This is a genomic window from Sphaerisporangium perillae, assembly GCF_023276435.1.
Classification (GTDB): Bacteria; Actinomycetota; Actinomycetes; order Streptosporangiales; family Streptosporangiaceae; genus Sphaerisporangium; species Sphaerisporangium perillae.
Genome location: NZ_JALLPO010000030.1, coordinates 1 through 19382 on the forward strand (window position 1 = coordinate 1; position 19382 = coordinate 19382).

General features: G+C 67.7%; 16 protein-coding genes. 11 read left to right on the forward strand and 5 right to left on the reverse strand.

Annotated elements, in window-relative coordinates; genetic code table 11:
- Positions 1-171: 171 nt before the first annotated feature.
- The 3 genes from MYF83_RS27235 to MYF83_RS27245 form a co-directional block, all read right to left on the reverse strand.
- Complete coding sequence (locus MYF83_RS27235) at positions 172-1887, reverse strand: thiamine pyrophosphate-binding protein (protein ID WP_279340110.1); 1716 nt, start codon at positions 1885-1887, stop codon at positions 172-174.
- Between the two features lie 108 nt (positions 1888-1995).
- Complete coding sequence (locus MYF83_RS27240) at positions 1996-3507, reverse strand: aldehyde dehydrogenase family protein (protein ID WP_248963566.1); 1512 nt, start codon at positions 3505-3507, stop codon at positions 1996-1998.
- Between the two features lie 64 nt (positions 3508-3571).
- Positions 3572-4636, reverse strand: a complete 1065-nt coding sequence (locus tag MYF83_RS27245) for an ABC transporter substrate-binding protein (protein WP_248963567.1) — start codon at positions 4634-4636, stop codon at positions 3572-3574.
- Between the two features lie 415 nt (positions 4637-5051).
- Here MYF83_RS27245 and MYF83_RS27250 point away from each other — a divergent pair, with 415 nt between their 5' ends.
- The 7 genes from MYF83_RS27250 (at position 5052) to MYF83_RS27280 (ending at position 11887) form a co-directional block, all read left to right on the forward strand.
- Entirely contained in the window at positions 5052-6182 is a 1131-nt protein-coding gene (locus MYF83_RS27250) for a M24 family metallopeptidase (protein WP_248963568.1), read from the forward strand.
- A gap of 24 nt (positions 6183-6206) precedes the next feature.
- Positions 6207-7166: an ornithine cyclodeaminase family protein gene (locus MYF83_RS27255; RefSeq protein WP_248963569.1), complete on the forward strand. Its 960-nt coding sequence runs from the start codon at positions 6207-6209 to the stop codon at positions 7164-7166.
- Positions 7163-8527 (forward strand): MmgE/PrpD family protein, encoded by a 1365-nt coding sequence (locus MYF83_RS27260; RefSeq protein WP_248963570.1) that lies wholly within the window; start codon positions 7163-7165, stop codon positions 8525-8527. The genes MYF83_RS27255 and MYF83_RS27260 overlap by 4 nt, the downstream gene beginning before the upstream one ends.
- Positions 8528-8579: 52 nt before the next feature.
- Positions 8580-9326 carry an SDR family oxidoreductase gene (locus tag MYF83_RS27265; RefSeq protein ID WP_248963571.1) on the forward strand — a complete coding sequence of 249 codons (747 nt, stop codon included), beginning with the start codon at positions 8580-8582 and terminating at the stop codon, positions 9324-9326.
- 7 nt (positions 9327-9333) lie between these two features.
- The gene (locus MYF83_RS27270; protein WP_248963572.1) at positions 9334-10062 is read left to right on the forward strand and encodes a YoaK family protein; all 729 of its coding nucleotides are present in this window, start codon (positions 9334-9336) and stop codon (positions 10060-10062) included.
- A gap of 327 nt (positions 10063-10389) precedes the next feature.
- Complete coding sequence (locus MYF83_RS43925) at positions 10390-11175, forward strand: IclR family transcriptional regulator (RefSeq protein ID WP_248963573.1); 786 nt, start codon at positions 10390-10392, stop codon at positions 11173-11175.
- Positions 11176-11413: 238 nt separating this feature from the next.
- Complete coding sequence (locus MYF83_RS27280) at positions 11414-11887, forward strand: RidA family protein (RefSeq protein ID WP_248963574.1); 474 nt, start codon at positions 11414-11416, stop codon at positions 11885-11887.
- On the opposite strand, the gene MYF83_RS27285 is transcribed toward MYF83_RS27280, so the two are convergent.
- Together MYF83_RS27285 and MYF83_RS27290 are read right to left on the reverse strand one after the other, a co-directional pair.
- Entirely contained in the window at positions 11881-13473 is a 1593-nt protein-coding gene (locus MYF83_RS27285) for a gamma-glutamyltransferase family protein (RefSeq protein WP_504974724.1), read from the reverse strand. The two genes, MYF83_RS27280 and MYF83_RS27285, sit on opposite strands and share 7 nt — an antisense overlap.
- A 2-nt stretch (positions 13474-13475) precedes the next feature.
- Positions 13476-14123: an RraA family protein gene (locus MYF83_RS27290; RefSeq protein ID WP_248963575.1), complete on the reverse strand. Its 648-nt coding sequence runs from the start codon at positions 14121-14123 to the stop codon at positions 13476-13478.
- A 228-nt stretch (positions 14124-14351) separates the two neighbouring features.
- Here MYF83_RS27290 and MYF83_RS27295 point away from each other — a divergent pair, with 228 nt between their 5' ends.
- The 4 genes from MYF83_RS27295 (at position 14352) to MYF83_RS27310 (ending at position 19231) form a co-directional block, all read left to right on the forward strand.
- Entirely contained in the window at positions 14352-14504 is a 153-nt protein-coding gene (locus MYF83_RS27295; protein ID WP_279340118.1) for an IclR family transcriptional regulator domain-containing protein, read from the forward strand.
- 568 nt (positions 14505-15072) lie between these two features.
- On the forward strand, positions 15073-16212 hold the full coding sequence (locus tag MYF83_RS27300; protein ID WP_248963577.1) for an ABC transporter ATP-binding protein: 1140 nt from the start codon (positions 15073-15075) through the stop codon (positions 16210-16212).
- Entirely contained in the window at positions 16209-17981 is a 1773-nt protein-coding gene (locus tag MYF83_RS27305; RefSeq protein ID WP_248963578.1) for an ABC transporter permease, read from the forward strand. The genes MYF83_RS27300 and MYF83_RS27305 overlap by 4 nt, the downstream gene beginning before the upstream one ends.
- Positions 17982-18328: 347 nt before the next feature.
- Positions 18329-19231 (forward strand): integrase core domain-containing protein, encoded by a 903-nt coding sequence (locus tag MYF83_RS27310; protein ID WP_248963579.1) that lies wholly within the window; start codon positions 18329-18331, stop codon positions 19229-19231.
- The last annotated feature ends 151 nt before the right edge of the window (positions 19232-19382 follow it).

The window sequence follows — 19382 nt, forward strand, 5'->3', positions numbered from 1 at the left end:
CAGGCCCGCACAAGACCGGCATATTTCTGCCGTGACCACGGCCGCGCGATGCTCAGGCACGGTCCAGCTCAGCCAGCTCGCCCGAAAACGGTCGGCTGGGATGCCCCACTTAACACCAGCCTCCTAGTCCTCTCGGGTCCGCCGTGAGCACGTCTCTCTGACGAGTGGCGACTATCTGTACTGACAGACGACGTCGACCAGGGCGGGACGACCCGTGCCGAGCACATGCTCAGCCGCCTTGCGGACCTCGGCGACCACCTGCGACGGGTCGACGACCGGGCCGGCGGCATACCACCCGAAACCGCGCGCGATGGCCGCGAAGTCCGGCGCGGGCTCGTCGATCGCCATGCCGATGTGCGCACGGTCGACCGGCGTGCCCCGTTGAGCCGCCACCGTTTCCTGGTGCTCCCAGTCGTTGTAGTACGCGCGGTTGTTGAACATCACGACGAGCATGGGCAGCTCGTAGCGACTGGCGACCCACAGCGCTCCTACGTCGTACATCAGATCACCGTCGGGCTGAATGTCCACAACGAGCCGGCCGGTGCCCTTGTGCGCAAGCGCCACACCGAGGGAGATGCCGATCTGCGTCGCCGTGCCAAGTTGGCGGCCTGGGTGGCGGTGCGGCAGGTCGAAGTCCCACAGCCGATAGGCCCACTCGGACGCCGAGCCCGCGGTCAGCACCCAGTCGTGCTCCTGTACGACCTCCCAGACTGCCGCGGCCAATTTCGCCGTGGAGATGGGTTCCTCGTCGGCCTTGGCATGAGCGCGTTCAGCCCACTTCGTGAACAGCGCGTCGTGTCGCGCACGCAGGTCGTCACGCCAGGCCTGCCGGGTTTCGGCCCGAGCCGGCGACTCCTCCGCGAGCAGGCGCCGGCACTCCTCGATGAGGAGGGGCAATGCCACCGAGGTGTCCGCGACAACCTGGCAGTCGGCAGGGATCAGCTGCGAATAGTCCTCGCTCCAGGACGAGATGCCGACGTCGCCGAAACCGAGGTCCAGCACCCGGCAGTCCGGACGCAACCGCGAGACTGACTGTCGAGCCGCGCCATCGGTGGACTGCGTCGCCTTGGCCATGTCCTTGACGTCGACGAACAGAACGCAGTCGCTGTCTTCGATGGCGTCGGTATCCGTCACCGCGAGCGGGTGGCGGTTCGGGAAGTTCAGACGGTACCGCGTGTCGATCGCGCCGATGCCGACGAGCTCGGCCAACGTCACCAGGTGCCCGAAGGAGTCGTGGTCACGTCCGGGATAGCCGAGGACCATGACCGGACGCTCGGCCGCGCAGAGGATCTGTGCGAGCCGGCGGAGTTCGGCCGGGTCGGGGCCCATGGGCGCGGGGGCGAGGGCCCTGGCCGCCACCTCGTGGACGGGCACGGGCGTCTCGACACGATCCTCCTGCAGGCCGGCGTCCAGAGCGATGTACACGGGGCCCTGCGGTGCCGCCGTCGCGATGCGGTGGGCCCGGGAGATGATGTCGGGCATGCTAATCAGGGAGCGCGGCTCATGATCCCATTTGGTGTAGTTCCGTACTGCTTCGCCCTGCACGTTTGCCGAGTGGATCCAGTCGAACCACGGCCGACGCCGCTCGTGCGCCGCCGGGCCGGAGCCGCCGAACACCATCACGGGGACGCGATCGATGTAGGCGTAGTAGATGCCCATCGTGCCCTGTAGCAGTCCGACGAGGTCATGCAGGATCACCGCCATCGGCTTGCCGGTTGCCTTCGCATAGCCGTGTGCGAGACCGACCGCGATCTTCTCGTGGGGGCACTCGATCATCGGCATGTCATCCCCGCCGTAATTGACGAGCGAGTCGTGCAGCCCGCGGAAGGTGGCACCCGGGTTGAGAGCTATGAACGGCAACTCCAACTGCCGAAGGACGTCCACCATGACATCCGAGCCCCATACAGGCTCGTCGTACGGCGCATGGTTAGGCACCGGAGCACCCCGTTCTGCTAGCGGAAAGTAGTGGCGCAGTCAATCTCGTCAGCCCGAGCATCACAGACGACTTCCCTGACGGACGCTTGCCGTCGGTGCTGGACCCATGGCCAGGAGCACGCTCTTCTCGTGCGTGTAGGTCTGAAGCTCGTCCATCGCCCGCTCCTTGCCGATGCCGCTCTGCTTGTAGCCTCCGAAGGGTGTGAGCGCGGGCCGCCTATTGTGGTCGTTGATCCAGACAAGCCCCGCTTGCAGCCGCCGGGCGGTCCTGTGAGCAGTATCGAGATCCTTGGTCCACACGCTCGCTGTGAGCCCATAGACGACGTCGTTGGCGAGCCTGATGACCTCTTCCTCGTCGTCCCATCGGAACAGACACGTCACAGGCCCGAAGATTTCCTCCTGCACAAGGGCCGAGTCGTGGCGGGCCTGCTCGAAGACGGTCGGCTGGATGTAAAGGCCGTCCCGAAGGTCCTCACGGTCCACGGCCGATCCGCCTGTCAGGAGCTTGGCCCCCTCGTCCACCGCCTCGGCGATGAAGCGCAATATGCGGTCGTACTGCGGCCGCGACACGATCGATCCCATGTCCGCCTTCTCGTCCCACGGCAGACTCGGGTGGAGGGCCTCGACCCGCGCGACCAGCCGGTCACGGAACTCGTCGTAGAGGTCAGCGTGGACGAAGATGCGCGTCGACGAGCCGCAGGACTGGCCTTGGTGAACGAAGTTCATCCCGATCACCGCGCCTTCGACGGCACGCTCCAGGTCGGCATCGGGGTAGACGATGAAGGGGTTCTTCCCGCCCATTTCCAGTGTCACCGGTTTCACCGTGTCCGCGCCTCCGGCGAGAACGAGACGCCCGGTCGGCAGGCTGCCCTTGAAATGGATCTTGTTGACCTTCGGGTGGCGGACGAGAGGTGCGCCCGCTCCGGTGCCAGAACCGGTGACGATGTTGAGCACGCCCGGTGGCAGGAGGTCTTCCGCGGCCTTGCCGACTTCCAGCGTGCTGAGGGAGGTGAACTCGGACGGCTTGAACACCAGGGTGTTCCCAGCCGCAAGGACAGACCCGACGACTTGCGCCGCGAACATGAAGGGATGGTTGAACGGCATCATGACGCCGACCACTCCCCAGGGCTCGCGCACGGTGTAGTTGAACGAGTTCGAGTCCAGAGGGATGGTGCGGCCGCCGATTGTGGGGATCAGCCCGGCATAGGTGCGCATCATGTTGACCCCCGCCGCGACATCAGCGCGCATCTTGCGCAACGTGCTGCCGTTGTCGACGACATCGATCATGGCAAGACGGTCACTGTCACGTTCGAGCCTGTCGGCGAGCGCAAAGAGCACGTCGGCGCGCTGCTTGGGCGACGTGTCGCTCCATGTCGACGTGAAGGCCTCGGACGCCGCGCAAACGGCCATGTCCACATCCACGGGGCCGGCCGACGGAAGCGTGGCGATCAATTCACCGGTCGCCGGACACCAGGTTTCCAGGGTGTCACCTTCGGTCGCCTGCACCCATTCGCCGCCGATGAACATTGCGTCAGGCGCGCGGCGGTTCAGTTTGGGGTATCGGGTTGTCATGGTTCACCTCTCGCCCTTTCGGACGCTCCTTCTCAGGCCGGCATCGCATATCAGGCGAAACGCGTCACGGCGCGAGGATCTTACTGATCTCCTCGGTTGCCTTCGTCACGACGTCCTGATCGGCGGGCTTGACGATGAACGCGAGCTTCGCGGTCGCCGGCACGCCGTCCGGGACATCGGTGTTTCCTTTGTACTCGTACTTCAGTTGCTGCGCCTGACCTTCGGCGCCGCCCCACCATGAAAGGAAGCAAGCGGCGGCATTAGGATGCTGCGCCCCCTTCAGGAGTACGCCGTATTTGTCTTGCGAGGAGACCACATCCAGATAATGGATGGCGACCGGAGCGCCGGCCTTCTGCTGCTCGACGACGGCCGAGGCGGTCGCGCTCGTCGAAAGAAGTGCCTCGCCGCTCACGACCTTGGCGATGCTGTCCGTCGTCCCATTGATCACTAGCGGTTTGTCGGTCTCATTGAACTTGCCGAACCATGCCACGGTCTTGGGCTCGCCCCAGGCCACCGCCAGAACGCCGAGGTAGATTCCCCGTGGATCGACGACGACTTTGTTGCTCCATTTCGGGTCCACGAGCTCGTCCCATGTGCGCGGCAGCGAGGACTCTTGGGACAATTTCGGGTTGTAGGCCACACCCAGGGCGTCCCGGAAGACCCGGAAGGTTGTTATACCATTGTGGTTCAGTATCAGAGCCTGGGGTATCCCGAGTTTCTGGTAGTCGACATCACGCACCAACTTCTGAATGAACAGCGGGTCGGCCGACGCCAGGTCCGTCGTCGTCGCGTCGACACTCAACGCACGACGGGCTTGGACCTCGGTCACGACGCGTTGAGTCACATCCGCCGGTTTCATCGAGGTGTACTTTACCTTGATCCCCGGGTGCGCCTTTTCGAATGGTGCGACTTCTTTCGCGAAAACTTCCGGATCCGTCCTGGAGACGTAATTGACAGATCCTTCCTTGTTTCCCGCCTCACAGGCGCCCTGTGCGGTCAAGGACAGGCGGTCGGTCGACGACGGGGCGCCCGCTCCGGAGCCGCCTCCACACCCCGTGACAAGCAATGCGACGCCCGTGGCGCAGGAAAATGCCCCGACCCATCGATTGGGTGCTCTGTAGGCGGACATCGATCCTCCATTGCATGGGATGAAGCCGGTTCGAAAACCGGCGCACCATTGGGGATTGGAGAGCCTCTGCCGGCTCTCCCTAGGGGGACGTCATTGTCGACACCGAAGCTACATGTCCGCTGCACTGTGTGCAACCACTTTTCATCTGATGCAATGATGTGACGAGGCGGCGTAAGGTCGCGCCCATGCGCTGTGGACGTCGTGCCACTGTGAGCAGGGATGTTACCCTCTGGCAATAGTCGCGCCGCGCGTAGGAAACAATTTTCCCGGGTCTTGCACTAGACGCAACGGCTTTTCAGTGCATGCAAGATAGCTATATCGTTCGTCGTATCGGCGGTGTTTGCCCGACCGTCTCACACCACTCATCGAGGGCCGACGGTCTGAACAACCCACGCCAACCAGGGACGGGAGAGTCATGGCAGTGAGCCCGGCAGAGATCGCCGCTCGGCACGAGCGGCTTCGGCGCGGTATGGAGGCAGCGCACCTGGACGCTGTGCTGGTGGGTGAGAAGTACAACTACTGGTACCTGAGCGGACATCAGACCCGCGAAATCGAGAAGGTCATGCGACCGATGCTCTTCCTCGTTCCGCTCGATGGTGATCCGGTGGCGGTGGTGTACCGGCAGCAGGGCTCGAGCGTGCAGGCCAAGGTGCCGGCGGCCCGTATCTACGGCTATGAGGACGTGCCGTTCGACGTGGAGCTGCTCGAACAGGCGCTGCGTGAGAGCGGGCTCGAGCGCGGACGCATCGGCATGGAGCTTGGCGAGAACCACCGGCTGGGCCTGCCTTATACGGATCTGCGGTCTCTGCAGGAGGCGCTGCCCGCGATGACGATCGCGGACGCCGGCCCTGTCCTCGACGGCCTGCGTCTGCACAAGAGCGAGTACGAGATCGCCACACTGCGGGCCGCGGCCGACATGAGCCTGCTGGCCTGGTCCGCGGCGACCAAGCAGTTCCGGTCGGGCCAGACCGAGGCCGACTTCGCGACCTTGATGGCCGTCGAACTGTCGCGGGTGGGCAGCAACTTCGACGTCGCCGGCCACGTCAGCACCGCGACCAGCGTCGGTGACCGCACCGCCCCGCTGCGCCCGGGCGACACGATCTGGTGCGACTTCGGCGCGACGCTGGACGGCTACCAAGCCGATGTGGCACGGCGTGCGGTGCTCGGCGAGCCCACGAAGGAACACCTCGCCGTCCAGGAGTGCATCGCGACCCTGCATGCACGGACGTTGCAGGCGGTCCGGCCCGGAGCGCTCGCCAGCGACGTCGCCCGCGCCTGCAGCGAGGCGATGGTGGACGCCGGCCTGCCGCCGCTGAGCGGCCGCAAGCGCATCGGGCACGGGCTCGGCCTCAATGCGGGCGAGTCGCCATCACTGAGCCTGCTGGACGCGACGGTGCTCGAACCCGGCGTGGTGATCTGCGTGGAGCCGCGCTACCTGCTCCCGACCGGCGAGAAGATCCACATCGAGGACGTCGTGGTGGTGACCGAGGACGGATACGAACCCATCTCGCAGGGCTGCGGAACCCTGACCGTCATCGACGTCTGACCCACACTTGATTGGAGGATCGCTATGCAACAGCCGCGCTACGTCTCCAGTTCGGTCTGCGAACAGGTGCTGACCCCGGCCCGCGCGGTCGAGCTCGCAGAGCTCGCCCTCTCCTGGGAGGCGCGTGACCGGGTGCATTACCCGATGCCGCGGGCGCTGCGGATGAGGCCGCCGGATCACGCGCTGCGCTTTCACTCCAAGGCGGCCGCACTGCCTGAGCTCGGTGTGGCCGGATGCCGGATCGTCGGCTATCGCGCCGAGCCTGACGGCACGCGTCCGGGGGCGGATCTCGCGACCCGGCTCGTCGTGCTCGTGGATCTCGAGACCGGGGTACCGCTGGCCATCGTGGACGAGCACTACAACTACTCGCTGCGAACGGCCGCGAGCGTCGGCGTGGCGGCGCGGCGGCTGGCCAACACGCCCGCGCGGCTGGGCGTGATCGGCGCGGGTGTGGTGGCCCGGGCGAGCGTCGCGGTGCTGCTGGCAGCCGTACCGGTGGCCGAGGTCGCGCTGTCGTCCCGGACTCCGCAGCGCTGTGCCGAACTGGCCGAACTGTCCCGCTCGCTGACCGACGCGGAGGTGCGGGTGCACGACTCGGCGGAGCCGGTCCTGGACGGCTCCGATCTGATCGTCACGGCGACGACCGCACGCGCGCCAATCGTCCGGGGACCGCTGCGGCCCGGCGTGTTGCTCTGCGCCATCGGGTCGAACGAGCTCGACGCCGCGGCGTACCTCTCCTGCGACCGTTTGATCGTTGACGACTGGGCCCAGACAGAGGAGGCGGCCGATGTCGCCGGGCTGCTCGCGGCCGGGCATCCGATCAAGGAGCGGCTGGCGGGGGAGCTGTCGGGGCTGGTCGGCGGTAGCGTGCCCGGTCGTCGGCGCCCTGATGAGACGATCATCGTGCGCACCGAAGGACTCGCCTCGCAGGACCTGCTGTTCGCCCACTGGGCGTGGCGGGAAGCCGAAAGGCTGGGGTTGTGACCGCAGTCACCTCCGCGGTCGATGGACTGGCGTGCCGGGCCGCGCGTGGCGCGGCCGGCCTCGACGTCACGGCGCTGGACTCGGGCGTGCTGGTCTCCGTCAAAGCTCACCTTCTGGACTGCCTGGGGATGATCCTCGCCGGCGCCGCCGACGAGAGGGTCGGGCGTGCAGTGGCGGCGCCCGGACCGGCGGACGTCCCTTTCGTGCTCAGCCTGGCGTGTAGCGCTCTCGGGCTGGACGACTTCGACGAGGCGACGCGAGCGCATCCGGGCGCGGTGCTCGTCCCGGCATTGGCAGGGGCGGCGGTCGCCGCCCGGCACAAGGTCAGCGGCGCCGACATGGCCGCCGCCCTCGTCGCCGGCTACCAACTCTTCGGCGGTCTCGGGAAGGCGGTGGACGCGGGTACCCTTCACCTGCGCGGTCATCACCCGTCCTCCTTCCTTGGCGTGCCGACTTCGGCCCTGGCGGTCTGCCGCATGCTGCGCTCCGACGTCGCGACGAGCACCGACGCGATCGGCATCGGCGCGTCGCTGTCCTGCGGCATCACCGAGTTCGACGAGCGCGAGACGATGCGCGCAGTCCAGACCGCATGGGCGGCCAGTGCGGGGCTGCGGGCCGCCCGGCTCGCCGAGGCGGGATTCCATGCCTCGCCGGCAGCCCTCGAAGCGCCCGGCGGGCTGGTCGGCCGGACCGGCACGTCGGCCGATGCGCCGGCCGCCGCCGAGCTGCCGACCGGCCCGCCGTGGCACATCGAGCAGGTGAGCTTCAAGCCCTACCCACATTTCAGCGACCTCCATCCGGTCTCGGCCGTTCTGATCGACATGCTGGGTGATCAGCGGCTGCCCCCGGAACAGGTCGAGGTGATCGGGGTGCGGCTGACGCCGAGCGCGGCGTCCCGGCTGTTCGACGACTTCCCCCCGCAAAACGCGAAGCAGGCCAAACGGTCGGCCCGCTTCGCGCTGGCCAGCTGCGTGGTCGCGGCCCACCGGGTCGGCCGGGGCTCTGCGCTGCTCGGCGCCTTCTCCCCCGAGCGGCTGGCGGATGCGGACGTGCTCGACCTCGCGGCGCGGATCACGGTCATGGCTGATCTCCCGCCGCAGGGGGCGACAGGCTCCGTGACCGTCACCCTCACGGACGGGCGCACCTGGTCGGGTGACGCCGGCGGCTATCCCGGTGACGGACGAGACCCGGCCTTGCGGTGGGGTTGGTCCGACGCCGTCGCCCGCTACGGCGACCTCTGCACCGCGGCGAGCCCCGACCCTCAGCTCGGTTCGGCGCTGCTCGACATGGTCGACGGCCTCGAGCGCGTCGACGACGTGCGTCCCGCGTTACAGCGGCTCCGCCGGCTGGTACTGCGCTAACCCATCCACCCGGACGACACCCCGCCGGGCGGACCTCATGACTGGAGTGTGAATGGATCTCGGACTGCACGGACGCGCATACATAGTGACCGGCGCGAGCCGCGGGCTTGGCAGGGCCACGGCGCAGGCCCTCGTCGACGACGGGGCGAACGTGATCGTCTCCGGCAGGACGGCGCAGCACGTCGAGCGGGCTGCGACCGAGCTCGGCAAGGGAGCGGTCGGCGTCGTCGCGGACAATGCCGATCCGCAGACGCCGCAGCTACTGATCGATCGCGCGCGGCAGGAGTTCGGCCGGCTGGACGGCCTGCTGGTCAGCGTCGGCGGGCCGCCCAGCGGAGCGTTCAGCCAGATCGACGACCGGCAGTGGCGGGACTCGTTCGAGACGCTCTTCCTCGGTGCGGTGCGGCTGGTCCGGGCCGCGACGCCGGCGCTCGAGCCGGGAGCGGCGATCGCTCTCGTGCTGTCCAGCTCGGTGCGCTCGCCGCTTGCCAACCTCACCCTCTCCAACGCCTTCCGCCCGGGGCTGGCGATGCTTGTCAAGCAGCTGGCCGACGAGCTGGGCCCCGGTGGCGTGCGGGTGATGGCTCTGGTGCCCGGCCGCATCTTGACCGAGCGCACTGCCGCGCTCGATGCCGGTGACCCTGATGCCCGGCGGCGGAGCGAGGCGGCGATCCCCTTACGTCGCCTCGGTGAGCCGGCCGAGTTCGGACGAGTGGCCGCCTTCGTGCTGTCACCCGCGGCGTCGTATCTCACCGGTTCGGTCGTCACCGTGGACGGTGGTGTGATCCGTGCCCTCTGAGCGGGGGATGACCGTTCGAGATCGCAACGCGATGGTGGTCCTGCTCGCAGTGAACAGCGGACTCACCGACGCCGCCGGCTATCTGACGCTCGGCGGGGCATTCTCCAGCGTGATGACCGGCAACATGGTGCTGCTCGGTCTGTCCTTAGGCTCGGCCGCGGGCATGCTGGCCCTGCACGCCGGGGCGGCTGTGCTCGCCTTCGTGTGCGGGTGCGCGATCGGCACCAGGATCGCCGGCACCGCCCGTACCGATGACCCGATCTGGCCGCGTGCCGTCACCCGGGCGCTTACGTTGCAGGCTGCGGCGATGGCGATCTACGCGGTGGCGTGGTGGGGTGCCGGGGGCCGGACCGGCCCTGTGTTGCAGGTCGTGCTGCTGGCGGTGAACGCGCTCGCACTCGGCGTGCAAAGCAGTGCCGTCCAGCGCTTCGGTGTGCCGGGGCTGTCGACCACATACCTGACCGGCACGCTCACGACCGTGGTGAGCCGCTTGGTCTCGGGCCGGCCGTTGCGCGAGATCGGGCACAGCCTGGCCATCCTCACGGCGCTCATCGCGGGCGCGGTGGTAGGCACGCTGATTGCGGTGCACGCCCGCATCTGGGTGCCGGCGGCACAGCTGGCGTTGCTGGGCTTGGTCGTCTGCCGGGTCGCCGCCCGTGACAGGAGGCTCAGCCCTGCCCATGCGGATGGACCTGACGGCGGGGGACGGGCAAGGCGAGAAACGGCTGACCGGTAGCGGCTAGAAACGATCTATTTGCGCTTAGCGGCCGGGCGGGCGCCAGACTTACCCAGCGGCTAACGGCGGCGATCAACCGGATGGCCTTGATCCGGATACTCCGGGCTCTGCTCACCGGAGGTCGCAGATTGCACTGGATGAAAATGCTGTTCGTGATACGCAATGCTGGTGAGACACTAGAGGAGGCGACGTCAGTCGCGCCCGCAAGGCTGACGACGCTTTCTCGCATTGACGATCCATGAGGGTTATGAGGGTTATGAGGGTCCATGAAGGTAATCTCGTGACAGCGTTAAGGCTGGCACGCCGCCGGATGCAGAGAGTTGGTGCGTGACCGTGGTTCAGCGGCAGACCGGACAGGCCTCGCCCGCCGAAGGGCAGGGCGGCGTGCGGGCGGTGACGCGGGCCCTTGACCTGCTCATCGAGCTGAGCAGCTGGGACCGTCCGGTGGGGCTCACCGAGCTGGCCCGCCGGGTCGACCTGCACCCGACCACCGCGCTGCGGCTGCTGGAGTCGTTGCGTACGCGCCGCTTCGTCCACCAGACGGCCGACCGGTCCTATGTCCTGGGCAGTCAGACCTTCGAGGTGGGCAGCGCGTTCTTGCGTAACGTGTCGATCTGGTCGCAGGCCAACCAACTGGCCGATCAGTTGGCGGCGTCCACCGGCGAAACGGCGAGCGTCGGCGTGCTCGACGGCGGTCAGATCCTGTACATCGCGATAGCGCGTGGCCAGCATGACGTGGGAATCGCGTCCGCGGCGGGAACCAGGCACCCGGCCTACTGCACCTCGCTCGGCAAGGCCATCATGGCCGAACTCCCGGCGGAGTCGGTGGCGCAGATACTGCGCGACGACCCTCCGGTGCGGCTCACCCCCAAGACCCTGGTCGACATGGATTCGCTCTTCCGCGAACTGGGACTGGTCCGCAAGCGCGGATACGCGGTCGACAACGAAGAGCGGACGCCCGGCGTGCTGTGCGTCGGCGCCGCCATCCGCGACCACCAGGGCAAGCCCGTCGGCGCGCTGTCGATCTCCGGCCCCGCGACACGGATGCGCGAGAAGGGGATCGCCGAACTCGGACGGTCCGTCGCGACCTCGGCGCAGGCGTTCTCCGCCTAGCCTCCTAAGTGTCCACTGGAAATAGGGCTGTACTGTCAGCCGACATCGGTCCATCCCCAAGCGGATATTGCACTGAATGAAATGAAGTTCCGTACAACGCAATAGCTGTGTATCGTCTCGCATGCCGGAAGCGTCGCCGATGAGCCGTCCGCTCAGCAGACCGGCCGCAGTGTTCGCTTCCTTCCCTACCGATGCCCTCCAGGCATCGCGGATCATTCATCCCCGCAGAGGAGACACGATGTCCCGGCGTGCAATGAGCAAGGCCGATGATCACGACCTGCCGGCGACTCGGCGGTCGACGTCGCCCTACCTTCGCAATGTCGTGTACGACGGCGTAATGCATGTCAGCGGACAGCTGCCCTACGACGGCGACGCGATCACGGTGACCGGCGCGGTGGGCCGCGACGTCACGGTCGACGAGGCGAAGGAGGCCGCCCGGTTGTGCGCGCTGAACGTGCTCGCCGTCGTCAACGCGGAGCTCGGCGGCCTCGCGCGCATCCGCCAGGTCCTGCGGGTGACCGGATACGTGGCATGCGAGCCGGGCTTCGGTGGCCAGCCACAGATCATGGACGCGGCGAGCGCCGTCTTCCTGGAACGACTCGGCGAGCGGGGCAGGCACGCGCGAACCGCGCTCGGTGTCGCCGCTCTTCCCCGTAACGCCCCCGTAGAGATCGACGTGACGCTCGCGGTTGATACCAGGTTCGTTCAGTAGCCTCCCACCGCGGCCGAGTCCGATCGGGGATCCGCGGCCCCCGCGAGCCGCGCTCCGTCCGAGGCGATCAGCTGGGCGTGGCCGAACGGGTGGGCGAACGGCGCCTCCATCCGGACCTCGTGGCCGCGCGACCGTAGTCCCTGCGCCCAGCCGGCCGGCGCCTGGCCTTCGACGGCGACCCGCACCCGGCCTTGGAATCCCCAGGTGTCGAACGACGTCTCGTCGCCGGCACCGCGCAGCACCCACCGCCCGGCCGCGAGGGCCGCGGCCGGGTCCTGCCCGCTGACGAGCAGCCGCGCGATCAACTGCAGGACGATCTGCGGTTGCGAGTCACCGCCTCGGGTGCCGAGCACGGCGCGGAACTCCCCCGCCTCGTCGGTGACCAGCGCGGGAGCCAAGGTGTGGGCGGGCCTGCGGCCGGCCCGGTATTCACCCGGATGCCCGGGGACCAGGCTGAACCCGATGCCGCGGTTGTGCAGCCAGATCCCGGTCTCGGCCACGACCAAGCCGGAGCCGAAGCTCATGCAGTTGGACTGGATCAACGAGACGACCGTCCCGTCGGCGTCGACCGCGCACAGGTACGTCGTGCCGCCGCGGCGGTATGAATCAGACAGGTCGGCGACCCGGTCGGGGTCGATGCCGGCGCGCCGCGGCCCGAGCCGGTCCAGCCCGATCAAGCGCGCCCCGTCGGATCCATCGAAGAGCACCTCCGGACGATCGTGTGCGGCCTGGCGGATCGCCTCGATGAGCAGGTGTGCCCACCGAGGGTCGTCGGCATCGGGGCCGAGCCCGGCCTGCTCCGCGAGCCATGCCGCGCCGAGAGTGACGTATCCCTGGCTCGGCGGTGCCGGCGTCCATAGCCGTGCGCCCCACACGTTCAGGGAGAGCGGCGCACTCCATTCGGCCTGGTCGGTGCGAAGGTCGTCCTCAGTGAACAGCCCGTTGCCCAGGTCCAGCAGACCGGACCCGAACTCGCCCTCGTAGAAGCCGCTACGGCCGTACTCGCCTATCGCGGCCAGGACCCGCGCGGCGCCGGGCCGGCGCACGAGCTGCCCGGCACGCAGCCGGCCACCGGTGGTCATCGCGGCGGCGTCCGGCGACCTTGCCGCACGCCGGGTCACCGCCTCGGCGAGATAGCCGGAGGCGGTGAATCCGTCGGCTGCGTAGCGGCCGGCCGGCGCGAGCAGCTCGGCCAGGTCCAGACGCGCGTAGCGGCTGTGCAGTGCGAGCCAGCCGTCCACGCAGCCCGGCACCGTCACGCTGCGCACGTCGCCGTCGCGCGGCATATGCGGCTGCCCCTCTGCGCGTAGCTCCTGGGCATCTGCGCCGGAACCGGCCCGTCCGGCCGCGATCAGCACCTCGGGGGTCTCGCCGCGACGCTGCACGATCGCGAACAGGTCACCGCCGAGACCGCACTGGTTCGGCAGGGTGACGGTCAAAACGGCATTGGCGGCAATGGCCGCGTCGATCGCGGATCCGCCCCGGCGGAGCATGGCCACCCCCGCCTCCGTCGCAAGTGCGTCGACGGTACTGACCATGGCCGTAGGGGCATACAACGTATGGGCGGGAACCAGCGGCGGAGTCATCGTCACAGGTGGCCGAACCGCTCAAGCGCAGTGAGCAGCGGCATGCCGTCCCGGATCACGGCCCGGGAGACCTCCTCGGTGCCCGCCCATTCGGTCACCTTGTCCTGCACACGCCGCAGTTCGGCGGACGGGATCGCGATAACGCCGTCCTCGTCGGCGACCACGATGTCTCCCGGCGCCACGGTGATCCACTCCTGCAGGCCGCCCCGAACCTGCACCGGCACCTGGTGGGCGGTCACTTTCCACCGCCCGATCGCCTGTGCCGGCGTCCGGTAGCGCGCGACGACCGGCAGTCCGAGCTCGCGTAGGTAGCCGGTGTCGCGCACGCCACCGTCCACCACCACTCCGACGCAGCCGCGGGCGTTCATCGCCTCGGCGAGCAGGTCGCCGAAGCAGCAGACGCCTTGGATGTCGGTGCCGGCCCACACGGGCACGACTCCCGGCGGCATCCCGTCGATCGCGCCCAGCTTGGCCCGGTCACCTGTCTCGCTCGTGGTGACTGAACGACCCCCGATGGTGTAGGCGGGACCGGCGAAGCGCGGGTAGGGGGTGATAGGCCCGATCTTGTCGGAAAGCACCGGGGGCAGCATGCCGAAGCTGTCGAACACGTCGGCGATCACGGCCGTACCTGCCTTGAGCAGCAGTTCCATTCTGGTCACCTTTTCGGATGGACGTCGGTACGCCCAGGTCTCTGGGCGGGACTCGGACCGACCGCGACGGAATCGGCCGCCGGTCGGTCTCGGCTATTGCACTGTGCGAAATAGCTGTTCATAGAACGCAATGCTGAATGAGACACTACACGAGGCGACGTCAGTCGCGCTCCCGCCGGTGGCGCAGATACTGCCCGACGACCCTCCGGTACGAATCACCCCGAGACCCTGGCCGACATGGATTCGCTCTGGCGCGAACCGGGACTGGTCCGCAAGCGCGGCTACGCGGTCGACAATGAAGAGCGGACGCCCGGCGTGCTGCTGGTCGGCGCCGCCATCCGCGACCACTGGCCATTGCGGTCTCCCGCGTCACCGACCTGACCGCCCAAGAGGCCACCCCTGCCGGGCCCGTACCGCTGCGACCCGTGACCGTCCTGCGTCTCACATGACGAGAATGCGGGAGTCCAGGAAATGGAACTGTATCAATCCGGAAACCGTCAATAAACTTGTTTCGCTGTACGAAAGGTATTTCCGTAGAACGCAATGACGCGATAGGGTCCCCACATGCTGGCAGCATCCTCGATGAGCTGGCCGCGCAGCAGGCCGGCTCAACCATTCGCCCTTCCTTGCCGATGCCTTCCCGGCATCGCGGATAAGTCATCCCCGCAGAGGAGGCGCAATGTCGCGGCGCGTAGCGAGGAAGCGCGTTATCAAGGGCTTTTCTGGCGCGCGGTGCGTGGCCAAGGGCAACACTGACCAGGCGACCTCCATGGATCGGGCGCGAGACTGTCCGCCGGCACCACTCCGCACGATCAGGTCGCTCTGGGCAAGGTGTCGTCGGAGATCACCAAGGCGCTGTCCAATTTGAGGACGGGCGGCTGCCGGAGCGCCACAGCTTCGGTCGGCGGCCGCCCGAATCCCGACCACCACCACCGTCGTAAGGATCGCGATGAGCGCTATCAAGATCAACCGGCTCTGCCACACCTATGCCACGAAGAACAAGACCGTGACGGCGGTTGACGACGTGACCCTCGACATCGGCGACAACGAGTTCTTCACCCTGCTCGGGCCGAGCGGGTGCGGCAAGACGACCACGCTGCGGTGCATCGCCGGTTTGGAGCAGCCGACGTCCGGATCGATCGAGTTGGGTGGCGTGGTGGTGGTATCCGACCGCGTCGTTGTGCCGACGCACCGACGCGACATCGGGATGGTCTTCCAGGACTACGCGGTCTGGCCGCACATGTCGGTCTTCGACAACGTCGCCTTCCCATTGCGGATCGGCCGGAAACTGCGCCGCGCCGAGATCGCCGAGCGGGTGGAGCAGGCGCTCGAGTTGGTGAATATGAGCCAGTACATCGACCGCCGCGCGACTCAGCTGTCCGGTGGGCAGCAGCAGCGCCTGTCTCTCGCGCGCGCTCTGGTGCGTCAGCCGAAGGTCCTGCTGCTCGACGAGCCGCTGTCGAACCTGGACGCGAAACTGCGCGAGCAGATGCGCAGCGAGCTGCGGCTAATCCAGCAGAGGATCGGGATCACCGCCGTCTTCGTGACGCACGACCAAGTCGAGGCGCTGTCTCTGTCGACCCGGATCGCGGTGATGAGCAGTGGCCGCGTCGTACAGGAAGGCACCCCGCGCGAGATCTACCTGGAGCCCAACAGCGAGTTCGTGGCCAACTTCGTCGGCGCGACGTCCTTCGTCGCTGGGCGGGTGCTCATCTCGAGCCCGGTCACGCTCACTGTCCAGACTGAGCTCGGCACCCTCAACTGCCGTCCCCACCCCGACGTCCCCACGGGCGCGTCCGCCATCGTCGCGCTTCGCCCGGAGTCCTTGGTCGTCACGGACAGTCCCACGCAGAGCGACAACTGCTTCGCCGGCGAGGTGGAACTGAGCCTGTTCGTCGGTGACGGGGTCGATTACCGGATCAAGGTCGGTGACCAGTCCCTGCGCGCGCGAGGAAGCGCTCGCGCCCAGTTCGACGCCGGAGACACGGTGTACGTCAACGCGGCCACCGACGACTGCGTGGTGCTGCTCGCCGACCCCGACGGGGCCAAGGCGGTTATGGACGCGACGGACGTGGAGAGCGACCGATGACCGACCTGAGCACCCGCCCGCCACAGGCACCGCCGGCGCAACCCGCGCGCGTCCGGGGCCGTCGCTGGCGGCGCCCCAACGTGCAGGGCGTAATCAACGTGATCACGGTGCTCGTGCTGATGTACTTTGTCATCGGCCCCATCCTGATGCTGCTGTTGGCCAGCTTCCAGGACACCTCCGCAGGCGTGACGGTCCGCCCGCCCTTCCCCTGGAGCCTGACCAACTTCACCGGCGTGCTGGGGGATGCCCGGACTTACCAGGTGCTCGGCACCACGCTGCTCTTCGCCGCCGCCTGCCTGTTCTTCTCGTTCGTGGTGAGCCTTGTCTTCGCGTGGCTGATCGAGCGCACCGACCTGCCGGCGCGCGGGCTCATCTACGTGCTGGTGATCGCTCCGACGGGCATGCCCGGGATCATCTCCGCGATCGCCTGGGGGCTGCTGCTCAACCCGACCAACGGCTATCTCAACGTCGCCCTGCGCAGCGCGTTCGGCCTGCAGGGGCACGGCCCGTTGAACGCGTACTCGCTGCCAGCCATGATCTTGGTCCAGGGGCTTGCGCTCGTGCCGCTGACGTTCCTGTTGATCACCGCGTCGCTGCGGAACATGAGCGCCAGCCTCGAGGATGCCGCGCGCACATCCGGGGCCGCGCCGTGGACCATCCTTCGCAAGGTCAGCCTCCCCTTGCTCCGGCCGGTTCTGATCGGCGCTGGGATCTACCAGTTCGTCACGGTGATCGAGGCGGTCGACATCCCGCTTGTCCTGGGCCTACCCGGCAAGGTCACGGTGTTCAGCACGGAGGTCTACCGGGTCACGCATCCGGCCTTCGGCCTGCCCGACTACGGTGCGTCCAGTACCTACGGCATCCTGCTCCTCGCGCTGGCGGTGGCGCCGCTGCTCATCTACAACCGGACCGTCCGCAATGCCCAGGACTACGCGACCGTGACGGGCAAGGCCTTCCGGCCCAGGCGGCAACGCCTTGGCCGGTGGCGGTGGGTCGCGTTCGGGGCCAGCCTGCTGTACGCCGCCGTCTCATTCATCCTTCCTCTGCTCGTCCTGCTCTATGCCAGCCTCCAGCCGTACCTCGGTCCGATCAGCTGGGCCAGCCTGCGGCAACTGACCCTGGCCGGCTACCACAAGACGATCTCGTCAGGTCTGTTCGGGTCCAGCCTCGAGCACACCCTCATCATCGGACTCGCGGCCTCGCTCGCGGCAATGGTGCTCTCGGTGTCGCTCTCATGGATCATCGTCCGGTCGAAGTCGCGGTTCGCGTGGATGGCGGACACGCTGGCCTTCATCCCGCACGCCATCCCCGGTGTCGTGATCGCCCTCGCCGTCATGCTCATCTACCTGATGCTGCCGGTACCGCTCTACGGCACCGTCTGGATCATCGTGGTGGCAATGGCCACGCAGTACATCAGCCTGGCAACGCGGCTCACGACGGGCGGCATCGCACAGATCCAGCAGGGCCTCGAAGAGGCGGCCAGGGCAAGCGGTGCGCGGCCGTCGCAGGTCTGGCGGCACGTGCTGCTGCCACTGCTGCGCCCCGTCCTGCTCAATGGGTTCCTGCTCGTCTTCCTTGCGTCGATCAAGAACCTCACCCTTCCGCTGATGCTGCAGTCCTCCGACAACGTGGTCATCTCCACGCTGATTTGGAATCGCTGGGACTACGGGGACGTGACAGGCGCCGCCGTCCTCAGCGTCCTGCTGACCGCCGTCACCGTCACCGCCGCCCTTCTCCTGCGCCGGCTGAGCGGCAGCGAGGAGATCTGAGCAGCCCGCACCAACCAGGACGGAGAAGTCATGGCAGTGAGCCCGGCAGAAGTCGCAGCTGAGCACGAGCAGCTGCGACCGGTCCGGGTGGCCGGCCGCGGACGTGGACAGCTGATCGCTTATGTGGCTCGCGAATCTCGCGAGCCCCATGGGCGATTCCGGGAAAGCGTGCAGGCTGAGGTCAGGTCGATCATCCAGCAGATCGCTCGTGTTTGCAGGTGGCCTCCGAACCTGTGGGTGCCGATAAATCATCCGCCCAGGTCGGCCTTGATCGGCGATCTCTGGTACGACCGCTGGCCGCCCCTCTGTCTTCACCTGGACAGGCGCGGACGGCATCATGATCTGTCGTGCTGCTGCGCCTGGCCTACCTCGCTGCCACCAGCGCCTTCGCCCTGCTGCGCCTCCTGTCGATGAGCGACCGGGACAAGGACATCGAGATCCTTGCCCTGCGGCACCAACTGCTCGTACTGCAACGCCAGGTCGGCAAGCCCACGTTCACCGATACCGACCGCGCTGTCCTCGCCTGCCTGCTCCGCCACCTCCCGATGGACACGGTGAGCTCGCGGCGCTGGGCATCACGGTCGCCGCCTCCACCGTCTGGGAGATCCTTCGCGAGCACGGCATCCCACCCACACCCCAACGGCAGAGCACGACCCTGGGCAGACTTCCGGCGCAGCCAGGCCGACGCCCTGCTTGCCTGCGATCTCTTCGAGGTCCGTACGCTGACCGGCACACGGCTGTACGTCTTCGCGGTCATCGAGCACTCCACGAGGCGCATTCGGATCCTCGGCTCCACCGCGCACCCCGCCGCACAGTGGGTGGTGCAGCTCGGACGCAACCTCGTCATGGACCTCGAGGACGTGGGAAGCAGGGCCTGGTTCCTGATCCGGGACCGCGACTCGAAATTCACGGCCGCCTTCGACGCCCTGCTGGCCGACGCCGGACTGAAGGTCGTCACCACCGGCATCCAGATACCCCGAATGAACTCCATCACGGAGCGCTGGATACAGACCTGCCGCCGCGAGCTCCTGGACCGCACATTGATCTGGAACCAGAGCCACCTCCTACACGCGCTCCGCGAGTTTGAAACCTTCTACAACCGGCATCGGCCGCACAGAATCCTGGACCAAGCCGCTCCGCTCCGCCCACTACCCCGACCGATCAGCGAACCAGCACAGCTCAGGCACCTGAAGGTCCGCCGACGTGACCGCCTCGGCGGGATCCTTCACGAGTACCAACACGCCGCCTGACCAGGCCGGATGAGCCGTCCTCGGGTCTCGACGAGGCAAGACCGACCGCCTCGTCCAAGTGCTCAAGGATGCCCGCAAGGGCCGTGACCTGGCCCTCAGTCGAGGGATTTCTCCGGGTTCGCACCTGCCGTACAGTCACGGTGGGCCGACC

Excerpts from the sequence above, each read along its gene's own strand:
- MYF83_RS27280 (WP_248963574.1), top strand. The coding sequence starts at position 11,414 with ATGTCCCGGCGTGCAATGAGCAAGGCCGATGATCACGACCTGCCGGCG.
- MYF83_RS27245 (WP_248963567.1), bottom strand. The coding sequence starts at position 4,636 with ATGTCCGCCTACAGAGCACCCAATCGATGGGTCGGGGCATTTTCCTGC.
- MYF83_RS27250 (WP_248963568.1), top strand. The coding sequence starts at position 5,052 with ATGGCAGTGAGCCCGGCAGAGATCGCCGCTCGGCACGAGCGGCTTCGG.
- MYF83_RS27255 (WP_248963569.1), top strand. The coding sequence starts at position 6,207 with ATGCAACAGCCGCGCTACGTCTCCAGTTCGGTCTGCGAACAGGTGCTG.
- MYF83_RS27300 (WP_248963577.1), top strand. The coding sequence starts at position 15,073 with ATGAGCGCTATCAAGATCAACCGGCTCTGCCACACCTATGCCACGAAG.
- MYF83_RS27305 (WP_248963578.1), top strand. The coding sequence starts at position 16,209 with ATGACCGACCTGAGCACCCGCCCGCCACAGGCACCGCCGGCGCAACCC.
- MYF83_RS27235 (WP_279340110.1), bottom strand. The coding sequence starts at position 1,887 with ATGGTGGACGTCCTTCGGCAGTTGGAGTTGCCGTTCATAGCTCTCAAC.
- MYF83_RS27290 (WP_248963575.1), bottom strand. The coding sequence starts at position 14,123 with ATGGAACTGCTGCTCAAGGCAGGTACGGCCGTGATCGCCGACGTGTTC.
- MYF83_RS27270 (WP_248963572.1), top strand. The coding sequence starts at position 9,334 with ATGACCGTTCGAGATCGCAACGCGATGGTGGTCCTGCTCGCAGTGAAC.
- MYF83_RS27285 (WP_504974724.1), bottom strand. The coding sequence starts at position 13,473 with ATGACTCCGCCGCTGGTTCCCGCCCATACGTTGTATGCCCCTACGGCC.
- MYF83_RS27265 (WP_248963571.1), top strand. The coding sequence starts at position 8,580 with ATGGATCTCGGACTGCACGGACGCGCATACATAGTGACCGGCGCGAGC.
- MYF83_RS27240 (WP_248963566.1), bottom strand. The coding sequence starts at position 3,507 with ATGACAACCCGATACCCCAAACTGAACCGCCGCGCGCCTGACGCAATG.